Annotated in this window: 12 protein-coding genes and 1 tRNA gene; 9 read left to right on the forward strand and 4 right to left on the reverse strand. The window is 67.4% G+C overall.

Annotated features, from left to right (window positions below; genetic code table 11):
* Nucleotides 1-23: 23 nt before the first annotated feature.
* The gene (locus FBY40_RS13105; protein WP_141939257.1) at nucleotides 24-332 is read left to right on the forward strand and encodes an FmdB family zinc ribbon protein; all 309 of its coding nucleotides are present in this window, start codon (nucleotides 24-26) and stop codon (nucleotides 330-332) included.
* A 35-nt stretch (nucleotides 333-367) separates the two neighbouring features.
* On the forward strand, nucleotides 368-805 hold the full coding sequence (gene mscL / locus FBY40_RS13110; RefSeq protein WP_141939258.1) for a large conductance mechanosensitive channel protein MscL: 438 nt from the start codon (nucleotides 368-370) through the stop codon (nucleotides 803-805).
* On the opposite strand, the gene FBY40_RS13115 is transcribed toward mscL, so the two are convergent.
* Together FBY40_RS13115 and FBY40_RS13120 are read right to left on the reverse strand one after the other, a co-directional pair.
* Complete coding sequence (locus FBY40_RS13115; protein WP_141939259.1) at nucleotides 799-993, reverse strand: hypothetical protein; 195 nt, start codon at nucleotides 991-993, stop codon at nucleotides 799-801. The genes mscL and FBY40_RS13115 overlap by 7 nt on opposite strands.
* Before the next feature lie 4 nt (nucleotides 994-997).
* Nucleotides 998-4,696 carry an AAA family ATPase gene (locus FBY40_RS13120; RefSeq protein WP_141940190.1) on the reverse strand — a complete coding sequence of 1,233 codons (3,699 nt, stop codon included), beginning with the start codon at nucleotides 4,694-4,696 and terminating at the stop codon, nucleotides 998-1,000.
* Nucleotides 4,697-4,895: 199 nt separating this feature from the next.
* On the opposite strand from FBY40_RS13120, the gene FBY40_RS13125 reads away from it, so the two are divergent.
* Complete coding sequence (locus tag FBY40_RS13125; protein ID WP_141939260.1) at nucleotides 4,896-5,417, forward strand: methylated-DNA--[protein]-cysteine S-methyltransferase; 522 nt, start codon at nucleotides 4,896-4,898, stop codon at nucleotides 5,415-5,417.
* 81 nt (nucleotides 5,418-5,498) lie between these two features.
* Here FBY40_RS13125 and FBY40_RS13130 read toward each other — a convergent pair whose 3' ends face one another.
* Together FBY40_RS13130 and FBY40_RS13135 are read right to left on the reverse strand one after the other, a co-directional pair.
* A complete protein-coding gene (locus FBY40_RS13130; protein ID WP_141939261.1) occupies nucleotides 5,499-7,130 on the reverse strand; it encodes a solute symporter family protein in 1,632 nt (543 codons plus the stop codon).
* Nucleotides 7,127-7,480: a DUF485 domain-containing protein gene (locus FBY40_RS13135; RefSeq protein WP_141939262.1), complete on the reverse strand. Its 354-nt coding sequence runs from the start codon at nucleotides 7,478-7,480 to the stop codon at nucleotides 7,127-7,129. Before FBY40_RS13135 ends, FBY40_RS13130 begins: the two co-directional genes overlap by 4 nt.
* Before the next feature lie 171 nt (nucleotides 7,481-7,651).
* Here FBY40_RS13135 and FBY40_RS13140 point away from each other — a divergent pair, with 171 nt between their 5' ends.
* From FBY40_RS13140 to FBY40_RS13165, 6 genes are all read left to right on the forward strand, one after another.
* On the forward strand, nucleotides 7,652-8,479 hold the full coding sequence (locus FBY40_RS13140) for a LuxR C-terminal-related transcriptional regulator (protein WP_235014880.1): 828 nt from the start codon (nucleotides 7,652-7,654) through the stop codon (nucleotides 8,477-8,479).
* Nucleotides 8,480-8,539: 60 nt separating this feature from the next.
* Entirely contained in the window at nucleotides 8,540-8,887 is a 348-nt protein-coding gene (locus FBY40_RS13145; RefSeq protein ID WP_141940191.1) for a histone-like nucleoid-structuring protein Lsr2, read from the forward strand.
* A 124-nt stretch (nucleotides 8,888-9,011) separates the two neighbouring features.
* The gene (locus tag FBY40_RS13150; protein ID WP_124293736.1) at nucleotides 9,012-9,296 is read left to right on the forward strand and encodes a Fe-S cluster assembly protein HesB; all 285 of its coding nucleotides are present in this window, start codon (nucleotides 9,012-9,014) and stop codon (nucleotides 9,294-9,296) included.
* Between the two features lie 77 nt (nucleotides 9,297-9,373).
* Nucleotides 9,374-9,445, forward strand: a tRNA-Arg gene (locus FBY40_RS13155).
* 296 nt (nucleotides 9,446-9,741) lie between these two features.
* Nucleotides 9,742-11,928 carry an AAA family ATPase gene (locus FBY40_RS13160; RefSeq protein ID WP_141939264.1) on the forward strand — a complete coding sequence of 729 codons (2,187 nt, stop codon included), beginning with the start codon at nucleotides 9,742-9,744 and terminating at the stop codon, nucleotides 11,926-11,928.
* A 7-nt stretch (nucleotides 11,929-11,935) separates the two neighbouring features.
* A complete protein-coding gene (locus tag FBY40_RS13165) occupies nucleotides 11,936-13,123 on the forward strand; it encodes an McrC family protein (protein WP_141939265.1) in 1,188 nt (395 codons plus the stop codon).
* The last annotated feature ends 72 nt before the right edge of the window (nucleotides 13,124-13,195 follow it).

Raw genomic sequence — 13,195 nt, forward strand, 5'->3', positions numbered from 1 at the left:
CACCCCCGACGAAAGACACCGCCATGCCCACCTACGCCTACGCCTGCAAGCAGTGCGGGCACCGTTTCGACGCCGTGCAGTCCTTCGCCGATCCGGCCCTGACGACCTGCCCCGAGTGCGAGGGACCGCTGCGCAAGGAGTACGGCTCGATCGGTGTCACCTTCAACGGTTCCGGCTTCTACCGCACCGATTCCCGCTCCGGCGGCGAGTCGAAGAGCGGCGAGTCGAAGAAGAGTGAGAGCGCACCGGCGAGTTCCGGTGGCGAATCGTCCGGGTCTTCGACATCATCGAAGTCCGAGGCGAAGGCCTCCCCCGCGTCCAGCGGTTCGTAGCCCGGCGGCAGCCGGCGACATCGGAAGGCACATCGATGATCAAGGGCTTCAAGGAGTTCATCCTCCGCGGAAACGTGATCGACCTGGCCGTCGCGGTCGTGATCGGCGCCGCGTTCACCGGCATCGTCAACATCCTGGTGACCGCCTTCATCAATCCGCTCATCGGGCTCGTCTTCCAGACCGGTGACCTCGACCAGGCCCTTGTCGTCGAGGTGCCCACGATCCTCGGCGGCGTCTCGGTCTTCTCCTTCGGCGCCATCATCGGCGCAGTGATCAACTTCCTCGCCGTCGCCACGGTGGTCTACTTCGTCTTCGTCATGCCGATGAACCACTGGAAGAAGCGCCAAGAGGCCCGCGCCGGCGCGACGACCGAGCCCGCCGCCGACCCGGTTCCGACCGAGCAGGAGCTCCTCGTCCAGATCCGCGACCTGCTCGCGACCCAGGGGCGCCCCGAGGGCCAGCCGCGTCAGTAGTGGGGCGGTTTCTCGCGCAGCATCCGCTCGTCATTCGGTCCGGAAAGACCATCGGATGCCGCGGGGGCGGCCTCGTCGCTGTCGTCGACGGCCGAGGGCTCGGCCACGGTGTCAGGCGCGGGGGTCAGGCGGGCACGGCGTGACCCGGGCACCCGTTCGACGCGCTGTCGGGGCTTGTCCTCGGACATCGACTTACTCGATGAAGTCGACCGGCTGCGTGTCGGGGTCGGCGGTGATCGCCGGGGCCCCGAGCAGCTCGGCGATCCGCGCGGCGACGCCTGCCGGGTCGCTGTACAGGTCGAAGGAGTGCACGCGCACGTAGTGCCAGCCCAAGCGCCGCAGGATCTGGGGCCGAAGCCGCAGGGCTTCGCGGAGCGACTCGCCGCGGGTCTCGGGATCGGTCTCGGCGACGACCGCCTTGCCGTTGTACTGGGCGACGAGGGGCAGAAGCCCCCGGTACTGCACGTCGACCGAGACGCCGAGTCGACGGAGCTCCCGCGCGAGCGAACGGGTGAGCGGGTCGGCGAGATCTTCCAAGCGCGCTTCGCGCGAGCGGGCGGCGATGCCACCGAGGATCCCCATGAGGGTGGCCGCCCCGTGCTCGAGACGTCCCTCGTCGAACGCCGAGGGACGGATCGACGACACGATCACCATCGACCGGCGCGCCCGGGTCATCCCGACCGTGAGGAGACGCTCTCCGTCGGGGGTCGAGAGGTCGCCGAAGTCGCTGAGCACGCGACCGTGTTTGGTGAGGCCGAATCCGAGCGAGAAGATGACGCGGTCGCGGCTTTCTGCGACCGACTCCTCGAGGCTGAGCACGGCGAACGGCTCGGCGGTGTCACGGCCGACGAAGTCCGCGACATCGGCCCGTCCGGCGAACGCGGCTCCGACGGCCGCGCGGATGCGCTCGGCGTGACGCCGTGAGGCGGTGACGACCATCAACGACTCCGCCGCCCGGTTCACCGCGTGCTCGACCACCAGGGTGACCACGCGCGCCACCTCGGCGTCGGGGCTTTCGACGGCGCCGCTGATCGGGTCAGGAGCGCCGGTGCCGCCTTCGACGTAGTCGACACTGAGACTTCCGCGGCCGAGGTACGAACCGGCCCACGGCAGTGACACGATCTCACCGCCGTAGAAGGCGTCGTTCACGAGCGCCGCGAGGTCTTCTCCCCCGGCGCGGTAGCTGCGGGTGAGGGTCTCGACGGGGAACAGCTCCGAGAGCCGCACGAACACGCTCTCGTCGTCGAACGGCTCGTCGGGCGCGTCGGGGTCGTCGGCCGGGATGGCCGATGCCACCCGGAACGGGGTGGGCTTCTGCGTCACCGGGTCTCCGAAGACCACCAGCTGCCCGCCACGCCGCAGCGCGGGTGTCGCTTCGGCCAGGCAGAGGGCCCCGGCATCCGCGATGATCACGACGTCGAAGCGCAGGGAGTCGGGAATCAGGGGCACGTCGTAGGGCGAGGCCAGCCACACCGGCGCGAGGGCGCGCGAGAGGGTGGGCGCGGCATCGAGGAACTGGGCGGGACTGATGTCACCCGACTTCAGCGCGGTCCGCAGCGCCGCGGCCTCATCGGCTTCGTCGACGATGCCGATGCGCCACTGGGTGGCCAGCTGCGACGCCAGAAGCGGGCCGGAGGCGCCGGTGTGTGCTTCGTCGACGAGGCGGAAGTCGCGTTCGAGGCGATCCACGACGGCGGTGTTGGCGCCGAGGAGCGCACGATCGGTGCGCAGCAGGTACTCCAGAGCCGACTGCCACCAGGCCCATTCGAGCTCGGCGCCGACCTGCTCCTCGGGAACATGGCGCACCGACAGCTCGGTCAGGAGCGGCTCGAGACCCAGGCCCGCCAGCGTCGAACGCAGCGTCGCGCGTTCGACGAGGTTGTCGAAGACATCCGACTCAGCGGCGAGCTCGGCGAGGGTGCGCACGAGCTGCGACACCGGGATCGACGCGAGCGCGTCGGCACCCGAGCGCCCGAGCACCTCATCGAGCTCCGCCAGGTCAGCGTCGACCCGCTGCCACGCGACCTGGACGTCGGCCAGCCCGAAGGGCACCTCGGGAATCACGCCGGCTTCGACATAGCGGTGCCATTCGGTGCGCTGCTGCTGCACGCGCAGCAGAGCCTCGTGCATGTCGACGATGTGGACCCCGGGCCGGATGTACTCGCGCGAGAGCCGCTTGAGCCGGCGGCGATTGGCCGCATTCATCGACGCGGCATCGCGCCGCGGACCGTGGGCCTGGATGAGCTCGCCGAGGGGGCGCTCGAACACGGTCGGGCTGAAGCGGTCGAGCGAATCGCGGATGCCCGAGAGCAGGCGCAGCTGCACCCCGAGCTCGGCGATGCTCTGGAACGGCCGCATGTGGGTCTGACCCACCACCGCGTACCCGCGCTCGAGGAGAGCCGGCACATCGGCACGGTGGAGACGGGCGGCGAGGCCGTGCGCGCGACGGGCGTCGGCGGTGGTGGCGAACGAGACGCCGAACCACGGCGAGTCATGCGGACCGAAACGGAACTCCCCCAGCCGCGCGGCGGTGGCGAGCTTCGCGGCGGCGTCTCGGCGCTTCCCGGCCAGGCGGATGAGCGTGCTCACATCGAATCGTGCGGCGGTCGAGGGAGCGGGCGACAGGGCCGAGAGCTCGGCGAGCCGGCGCAGCACGTCGAGGGTGCAGACGCCGAGGTCGGAGTGCGTGGTCGTGAGAGCGTGCCGGTAGTCGCGCAGCACGGTCCGCAGCCGCACGAGGGCGTCATCGACCTCGGCGACGGCCGGCTTCTCGGCCTTCTCGTTGCGCCCGATCGCGCGGATCAGGTCGCGACGCACGTGTCGGGGCGAGACGGTGAGGCCCGGCAGGCCCACCCCCGCGAGGCGGTGGCGGACGCCCTCGAGCGTGGCGCGGCGAGCGCTGACGACCAGCACGCGGCGCCCCTCGCGAACGAGGGACCCGACGGCGTTGATGACGGTCTGGGTTCCGCCGGTGCCGGGGAGCGTGTGCACGACCAGCGACTGGCCCGACGCGATCCGCGCGAGCACGCCCTCCTGCTCGGCGTCGGCATCCAGAAGCAGGGCGTCGGCGGCGGGGGGACGCTCATCGGCGGGGAGGATCGAGGGGATCTCGCGTCGGTGCATCACCCGTTCGCGATCGGCAGGATGCCCCGCCAGGGCGTTGAGCACCGGGTGATCGAGGTGGGCGGCGTCACGCGACATCACCGAGGCGACGTCGGCGAAGGTCGACACCACGAGCCGCGGCTGCACGGCGACGTTCGGCAGCGAGGCGGTGAGGGCCCGCAGGTGGTCGATGACCGGCTGCGGCTTGAAGACGCCTCCGTCGTAGGCGAGCGCGGCGAGCGCCCGCGCATCGACGGTGATGCCGAAGTGGGTCTTCAGCGCGCGGATGAGCTCGGGGTTGACGTGGAACGAGCCGCGGAGTTTCAGCTCGAAGTCGGAGTGGTGGCGCCGGATGGCGAGCGGTCGCAAGAGCACCGGTGCGGTGCACGCGAGGCCGCCCAGTCGCCAGGAGGCGAGGCCCACGGCGAGGTGCACGGCGTCGATTCCCCGCGACGTGCGCAGTTCGACGTTCTTGGCGGTGATGCGCTCGGCGGCGAGCCGGGCGTTCCGCAAGGCGACCTCGTCTCGGAACAAGCCCGAGAGCAGTGTCGAGCGTCCGGTGATGAACTGCGGGAGGCTCCCGGGATGGGCCCCGGTGATCTCGATGCCCTCCTCGCGGGAGTCGCTGTAGTGCAGCAGGGTCGATCGTCCGCCCAGCTGCGACGCTTGGCGACGCAGTCTTTCCCGCGCGGGGTCGGCGATATGCGCAACCGTGACACCCGGCTCTGAGAGACCGAGGTCGCCGGGGTTCACGGCCGGACCGGACACGGTTCCTCCCCGGTTCTCCATGACATCGGACTCGACTCGCCACACGTCAGCCACACTAAGCGCCCGCCCGGTCAGGCGCGGTTAGGCGGGGCGGGTTTTCCCGGTATTGACGACACGCCGAGTGATCGGTCTTTCCTGCACAGGCACCACCGGTGACCGATCGCTCACAGATGACCCCGCCGCACCGCCGGCGCCGCAGCCAACCGGCGAGGATGTGGTCATGATCGCCGCTCTCGCTCCCCGGTTCCTCCTGCACCCCTCCCCCGTCGGTGACGTGCTGATCGTGGCGTCGGACGAGGCCCTGCTCACCGTCCACCCGATCCATGGGCCGGCAGAGCCCGAGCTCGAGGGCCTGGCCCGCCGATACGGCGATGTGGAGCCGGGTCCCGCGCATCCGCTCGCCCGCCGGGCCGCCGACCAGCTGGACGAGTACTTCACCCGCGAGCGCCGGGAGTTCGACCTGCCTCTCGACCTCGGTGCGACGACGGGCTTCACTCGGCGCGCACTCGAGGCGATCCGGCGGATCCCCTACGGCGAGACCGCCGGATACGGCGAGGTCGCCATCGCCGCGGGGAGCCCCGGCGCGGCACGGGCCATCGGCACCGCCTGCGCCCACACGCCCTTCTCCATCGTCATCCCGGTGCACCGGGTGGTGCGGGCGGACGGGTCGCTCGGCGAGTACGGTGGCCATCCCGAGGTCAAGCGGTTCCTCGTCGACCTCGAGCGCGCGGCGGGCGTGTAGGCCGCCGGTCGCGCGCAGCGGCCCCGCGGGAGGTTCCTCTCCGCGGGGCCGCCGGGCCGTGGCATCCGGATCGAAGACGCCCTAGTGGTTCGTCGCCTTCTCGGCACCGAAGCCGGTCAGCGAACGCACCTCCATCTCAGCTGCCTTAGTGCGGTTCTCCCCGCCCCGCGAGGTGACCGACCCGAGCCAGCCGAGGAAGAACCCGAGCGGGATCGAGACGATCCCGGGGTTGTTCAGCGGCCAGATGGCGGTGCCCACCTTGAACACGCTCGTCTCCGATCCCCAGAAGACGGGCGAGAGCACGATGAGGATGATGGCGGCGGCGAGTCCCCCGTACATGCTCCACACCGCGCCGCGCGTGGTGAAGTTCCGCCAGAACAGCGAGTAGAGGATGGTCGGCAGGTTGGCCGACGCCGCCACCGCGAACGCCAGCGCCACCAGGAACGCGACGTTCTGACCCTGCACCGCGATGCCGCCGAGGATGGCGAGGATGCCGATCACGATGACGGTGCGCCGAGCGACCTTCACCTCACCGTCGGGCGGCACGTTGCCCTTCTTCACCACGTTGGCGTAGATGTCGTGCGCGAACGACGCCGCCGCGGTGATGGTGAGCCCCGCAACCACGGCGAGGATCGTCGCGAATGCGACCGCACTGATGAAGCCGAGCAGCAGCGGACCGCCGAGCTCGAGCGCGAGCAGCGGCGCGGCCGAGTTGACCCCGCCGGGCGCCGAGGCGATCCGCTCCGGGCCGACGAGCGCCGCAGCGCCATAACCCAGCACGAGGGTGAGCAGGTAGAACAGGCCGATCAGCCAGATCGCCCAGACCACCGAGCGACGGGCCTCTTTAGCGGTGGGCACCGTGTAGAAGCGCATCAGCACGTGCGGGAGGCCCGCGGTGCCGAGCACGAGAGCGATCGCGAGGGAGATGAAGTCCCACGGGTTTCCGCCGTACTGCAGGCCCGGGCCGAGGATCGCGTCGGCGGGCTCGGTGACCGAGGCGGCCACGGCGTTCTCGAGCAGCGTGTTCAGGCTGAAGCCGTTGATCGCCAGCACCCAGATCGTCATGATGAGCGCGCCGCCGATGAGCAGGAACGCCTTGACGATCTGCACCCAGGTGGTGCCCTTCATGCCGCCCACCAGCACGTAGACGATCATGATGACGCCGACGACGGCGACGACCACCGACTGCCCCACCGCCTCGTTGATGCCGAGGAGCAGGGCGACGAGTCCGCCCGCTCCCGCCATCTGCGCGAGCAGATAGAAGAAGCACACCGCGAGGGTCGTGATCGCCGCCGCCATGCGGACGGGGCGCTCCTTCAGGCGGAAGGAGAGAACGTCGGCCATCGTGAACTTGCCGGTGTTGCGCATCAATTCGGCGACCAGCAGGAGGGCGACCAGCCACGCAACGAGGAAGCCGATGGAATAGAGGAAGCCGTCGTATCCATTGATGGCGATCGCGCCGCAGATGCCCAGGAAGGATGCTGCGGAGAGATAGTCGCCCGAAATGGCGAATCCGTTCTGCGGCCCGGTGAAAGACCGGCCGGCGGCGTAATAGTCGGCGGCGGTCTTGTTGTTCCTACTCGCGCGAATGACGATGAACAGCGTCACCGCGACGAAGGCCCCGAAGATCGAGATGTTCAGGATCGGATTGTTCTCGGCGGTGTCGACCGCGGCACTGACCGCCGACCCGACGGAGGAGAAGAAGTCGTTCATGCTCCGGCCGCCTCTCGCTTCTCGAGTTCTTCGCGGATCTCCTCGGCGATGGGGTCCAGCTTCCTGTTCGCAAACGACACATAGAGCATCGTGATGCCGAAGGTGGTGACGAATTGTCCGAGCCCGAGCAGCAGGCCGACGGTGATGTCACCCCAGACGCGCTGCGACATGAAGTCCACCGCGAAAGACGACAGCAGAACGTAGGCGAAGTACCAGACGAGGAAGGCGATCGCAAAGGGGAAGATGAAGCTGCGTTGCCGCTTCTTCAATTCAACGAAACGCGGCGATTCCTCCACCGCAACGTAGTTGATTCCACCCGGCGGGGCGGATTCGGTGCTTCGATCGGACATGTGGCCTCCTTGCACACAATCCCTGGGCGCTGATCGCGCCGGTCCCGAACTGAAGACGCCCGCCGTCGTCGGAGAGCGCCTGCTATGGTCGACGCTACGAAAGGCGGCGACGCAGCCGTCACCCCCGGAAGTAGGTAGTTCGTGGTCGGTTCGTCGAACGCTCCGAGCGACGTGCAACTCGTCTCCCGTGCGGTGGGAGATCTGACTCGCCGCACCGGCTTCCCCGTTGCCTTCGGCGGCCTCTCGCGAGACGACGCGATCCATGTGTCGGCCATCTCCGGTGCCCGCACGCGCTACCTCGAGGGTCTTGTCGTCCACCCGATGAAGGGACTCGGCGGCCGCGCGTACGTCGAGAAGCGGCCGCGGCTCGCCCTGGATTACCGCACCTCGCGCAGCATCACGCACGACTACGACCGCGCCATCCTCGGCGAGGGCATCGCCACGCTGTTCGCCGTACCGGTGCTCGTGTCAGGCAAGCCGCGGGGCGTCATCTACTGCGGATCGTGGGGCGAACGCCGCGTCGGCGACGTCATCGCCCGCCCCGCCTTCCAGGTCGCGGAGGAGCTCGCAACCGAGCTTCGCGTCCGCGACGAGGTGGCCCGGCGACTCGAGACCTTCACTCCTCCGCAGCTGCCCGCGGCTGCGATGCCCGCCGCCGCGCGCGAGGAGCTCCGCGAGAGCTACGCCGAACTGCGCAGCATCGCCGCAGGAGTGGATGACGACGGACTGCGCCAACGCTTGGCGCGCGTCGAGCAGCGGCTGGCCGCCCTCACGTACGACGAGACGAACAAGGCAAACACCGACATCCACCTCTCCCCCAGGGAGATCGATGTCCTCGCCCGCGCGGCTCTCGGTGAGACCAATGCTGTCATCGGCGACACCCTGCGGCTTCGCGAAGCGACGGTGAAGTCCTATTTGAAATCGGCCATGGCGAAACTGGATGTCTCGACCCGCCATGCCGCGGTGACGCAGGCGCGTCGCGCGGGTCTTCTCCCCTGAAAAGCCCTAATTCGTCGGTGCAGCGCCTTTCGCGTCTTGTTCACCCAATAATGTGTGACCATGGCCCGAAAAATTGTGCACCAACTTGTCGACGACCTGGATGGAACCGTCCTCGAGGTCGGCGAAGGCGAAACAGTCCTCTTCTCCCTCGATGGCGTCGCATACGAGATCGATTTGACCGTTGACAATGCCGCCGAATTCCGCGAGACCTTGTCGCGATATGTGGATGCCGCCCGCTCGGTGTCGACCGGTCGGCAGGCCGAATCCGCGGCATCCCGGAAGCGTCGCCGTACCGGACAGACCGATTACACCGCCGTCCGGCAGTGGGCGAAAGACAACGGATACTCCGTCTCTGAGCGGGGTCGTATTCCGGCGTCGGTGATGGAAGCGTACGAAGCCGCGCAATAGCAAACTGTGCCGCTTCGGTGTCGCGTGAGTGTTTCGTGAGAGAACCCTGGGTATCGGCGCTCTCGCTTGCGCCCGCGCTCGATTCTCGGAAGCGTGGCTGACTCCACCACGGAAGGAGAAGCACATGCTCACTCTCACCGAGAACGCCGCCACCGCCGTCAAGGCTGTGGTCGCAGGCACCCCCGACGTCCAGGCCGCAGGAATCCGCATCCGCGGAGCCGAGGCTCCCACCGCCGGCTTCGAACTGACGCTGGCCCCGCAGCCCGAGCCTGCGGACGCTGTCGTCGAAGCGGATGGCGCTCGCGTCTTCCTCGACAGCACCGCGCAGGCGGCGCTGGACGACCAGGTCCTCGACGCGCAAATGAACGAGGACGGCTCGGTGCGCTTCGCCCTCGCGGCGCAGGCGTAACGACCTGAAGCTTGTCGACGGGCCTCGGTGCATACGCACCGGGGCCTTCGTCGTCGGCGGATAGACTCGTTCCGCCAGCCTCTGTAGCTCAATGGAAGAGCAGTTGCGTCCTAAGCAAACGGTTGGGGGTTCGAGTCCCTCCAGGGGCACAGTCTCTTTTTGGCTCTGACCGGCTATTTCTTCTGTGGTCAGACCACTCAGAATGCGTTTTTGCCCGCTTTTTGCCCGCATTCTGAAATTTCGGCGCCCCGAAAATTGCCGTCTGCAACAGACTGCGCGGGGCGTCTGGGAGCGCCACAATCGAGCGTTTCGGGCGAAATCTGCCTTGTCGAAAAGCTGAGCAATCTGCTCTCTCGGGTTGCAGCGCGCTAGCGGCGCGAGAGCCGGCCGTGCGAGCGATGGCCCACTTCGTAGACTCGAAGCCGGCAGAGCTTCAGGAGGGCACGTGGCAGAAGCACAATCGCGTCGAGCCGCCCGGGCGCGTGCAGCGCTCGAACATCTCGCGTCAAATGCGGCGCCGGGCGAGTACGTCCCGATCAGCGAGATCTGGGAGGACGCGGAACGCTCTGTACCCCTCTCCGAATACGAGTCCGAGATCAACACCCGCGGTCTGCGTCGAGGCGAGACGGACTGGCGCTTCGCCAGTTCTGACCTCGTGAACGCGGGCTGGCTGCGCAAGCACCCCGACGGTTCGGGGCGATGGGCCATTACTGACTCGGGACTACGAGCACTCGAGGAGTTTGCGGGTGACGAGCTGTTCGCAGAGTCGCAACAGCGAACGGCTGCCTCAAGACTTGAGTTGCGCGCCAGCATCGGCGACGCTCTCGCGACCGCGTGGGTGTCTGAAGATAGTGCGCAACGGAAGATCCTCGCTGCTTCGCGGGCGTGGGTCGAGGAAGGTCTTCAGAGCGGCGGGTCGGTGTTCAGCCCGGGACTTTCCGTGTGGGACACCGCCACGGTATCGGCGCTCCACTCGAAGTGGGTAGGCGCGCCGCGGGTGGAGGGCGCCAACTTCGTCCAAAACCTCGCCGTTCAGCTCGAAGACGAGACCGATGCGGTCAAACTCCTCATGGCCGAGATCGTTGCGCTGCAGATCCTGCCCATCTCTACGGTCATGGGCCACGCCAAGAAGACGGAGAAGGTCGAGGCCGTTCTTCGGCTGATGAAGCATGGAGTCTCAATCCCGACCCTGTTCGACGAAGCCTTCGGAGGTGGCGCCTTCAATCCCGGAACCGGGATGATGTCGCGCATCAATCACGCGGTCACGATCATCGTCAATCTCGCCAAAGCGTGGGTGGACCTCGACGCAGACGAGCAAGAGCGGGTGCTCCACGACCCACGAGCATGGCGCTCGTTCGTGCTGTCCGTCGATGGCGACTCCTTCCCGACTCAGCGATACTCGCTCATGTACCTCGTGCATCCCGGATTCTTTGGGCCGATCGTGTCCGAGGACCACCGGCATCGCATCCGCGAGGCGTTCATTGGCGAGATCGGTGGGCAATTTGGCGACGACGCCGACGACGACCTGCGGCGAATCGTTCTTGCGCTCCAAGCGAAGACTGGCAAGCCTGTCAGCTTCTACAAGAGCCCGTTGCGCGATCGATGGCACCCGGATGCTCATCCCGAGGCGCCGATCAATCTCCAGGTCGACCCAGTGGAAGCGGATGAGGGTGATGACGCCGTCGCCGATCCACGCGGGTTCCGGCCAGCGGACATCAATGTCGCCCTACTGAGCGACGAGCTCAACCTGGACGCCGGTTGGATCACACGCGTGCTCGACGCTTTGTATCGGCGCGGCCAGGTGATCCTCTACGGCCCCCCGGGAACCGGTAAGACATTCGTCGCGAAAGCGCTGACGCAGGCGATCACCGACGGTCGCCAGGAGGCGCAGCGTCGCATCCAGTTCCACCCTTCCTACACCTACGAGGACTTCTTCGCGGGCTACCGTCCGCGCGAGAAGAACGGACAGCTTGTTTTCGAACTTGCCAGGGGTCCGCTGAGCCGCATCGCCGAGGATGCACGCAGGGATCCGGATGTCGCACACGTGCTCCTCATCGACGAGATCAATCGGGCGAACCTGTCGAAGGTCTTCGGCGAGCTCTACTACCTGCTCGAATACCGCGGTGACGCCATCGATCTGCTCTACGCCGGGTCCGGGACCGACGGCGGCGACACGTTCGAGTTGCCCCCTAACGTGCTGATCATCGGCACGATGAATACGGCCGACCGCTCCATCGCCCTGCTCGACTCGGCGATGCGGAGGCGCTTCTCATTCTTCGAGCTTCACCCCGAGGTGCCACCTGTGGCGGGGATCCTCGATCGCTGGGTGCGAGAGCATCCGCAGACGCACCCGCTGCCCGCGCTGTTCGCCGAACTGAACTCGCGCATCCGAGATCGGGAGGACCGGATCGGTCCGAGCTACCTGCTTCGCTCGGACGATCTCTCTGTGCAGGATCTTCACGCGATCTGGACCGAGAACCTTCTGCCGCTTCTCGAAGAACGTCATCTGGGCACGGACGTCGACGTCGCATCGCGCTTCTCGCTGTCCTCGCTGCTCGCGGCAGTTCAGCCGATATCGTCGACGGCGGACACCATCGAATCGGGCGAATCAACCACCTCTGAGGCGTCCTGATCTCGCCATGCCCGAGCGCGCCTACATCAGGGAGAAGGGTGAGAGCTTCGTCGACCTGACGCTCGCGCAGGCGATGGAGCTGCAGGATCTTGGATTCTGTCGTGTCACCCCGACTTCGACCGCGGGGCGCTGGCGGATAACTGATGTCCTGAAGGTCGGAGTGGCCGTCGTGAGCGGCTGTGAACTCCACGTGGCACCAAAGACGCCGCTCGAGAACATCGTCCTCATGGCCTCGCTGGGAGGAGTTCAGCTGCGTCTTGGTGCCGATGACGTAGAGCGCGGCAGCGACAACTCGATCCCGACGGCCATCGCACGTGCGTTTCTTGTCGCGGTCGAACAGGCGACGCGACGGGGGTTGCTGAAGGGCTACCGCAGCGTGCAGGAGTCAGCCGCGGTCGTGCGCGGTCGGTGGGACATCCCGCGTCAGCTCGCGAAGCGACCCGGCATCCCGCTCCCCGTCGAGATCGAGTTTGACGATTTCACCGAGGACATCGATGAGAACCGGATCCTGCTGACGGCGCTGCGCGTGCTCGCCCGGCTGGAGGGAATGGCAGACGTGCTCGGCTCTGCCTTCACCGCCGTGCAGATCCTCTTCGCAGATGTGGAGTCGTTTCCCCGCGGACTGCCACTGCCCGATGTCCGCCCCAATCGGCTGAACCAGCACTACACCGTGCCTCTTCGCTTGGCACGCGTGATTCTGGAGGCGGTGTCTTGGACCCACCGGGATGGAGCCACGGTTGGAGGCACGTTCCTCGTCGACATGGCGCTGGTGTTCGAGGGATACATCGCCAATCGCCTTCGGACGAATCTTGCGGAGATCGGGCTCGATGTCACCGCGCAAGATCGGGGCCGGTGGTTCGACACCGACAGATCGGTGGCCCTGCGGCCTGACATCGTCATCTCGCGTGACGGCGCTCCAGTAACGGTTGCAGACACAAAGTACAAGGTGCTCGGTAGCGGAAATGGCGCCATGCCCAACGGGGATGTCTATCAGGCCGTCGCATACGCGCTCGCGCTTAACGTCCCCACCGCACACCTGATCTACGTGTCGGGCGATGCTGTCGCCCGCATTCTCCGGATTCCCTCGGCAGGCATCGATGTCCACGTCCATGCCCTGCCGCTCGAGGGGAATGCGCGGGCCCTCGAGTACGGTGTGGCCACGCTCGGCGCGAAGCTCGTGCACAGCGGGCGATAGTCCGTGAGGCGCGACTCGCCAGAGACCCCGGTGTGGATGCCGCTGCCGCCGCCGATAGCCTGGCAAAGACGA

The organism is Microbacterium sp. SLBN-154 (genome assembly GCF_006715565.1).
In the GTDB taxonomy this organism is placed as follows: domain Bacteria; phylum Actinomycetota; class Actinomycetes; order Actinomycetales; family Microbacteriaceae; genus Microbacterium.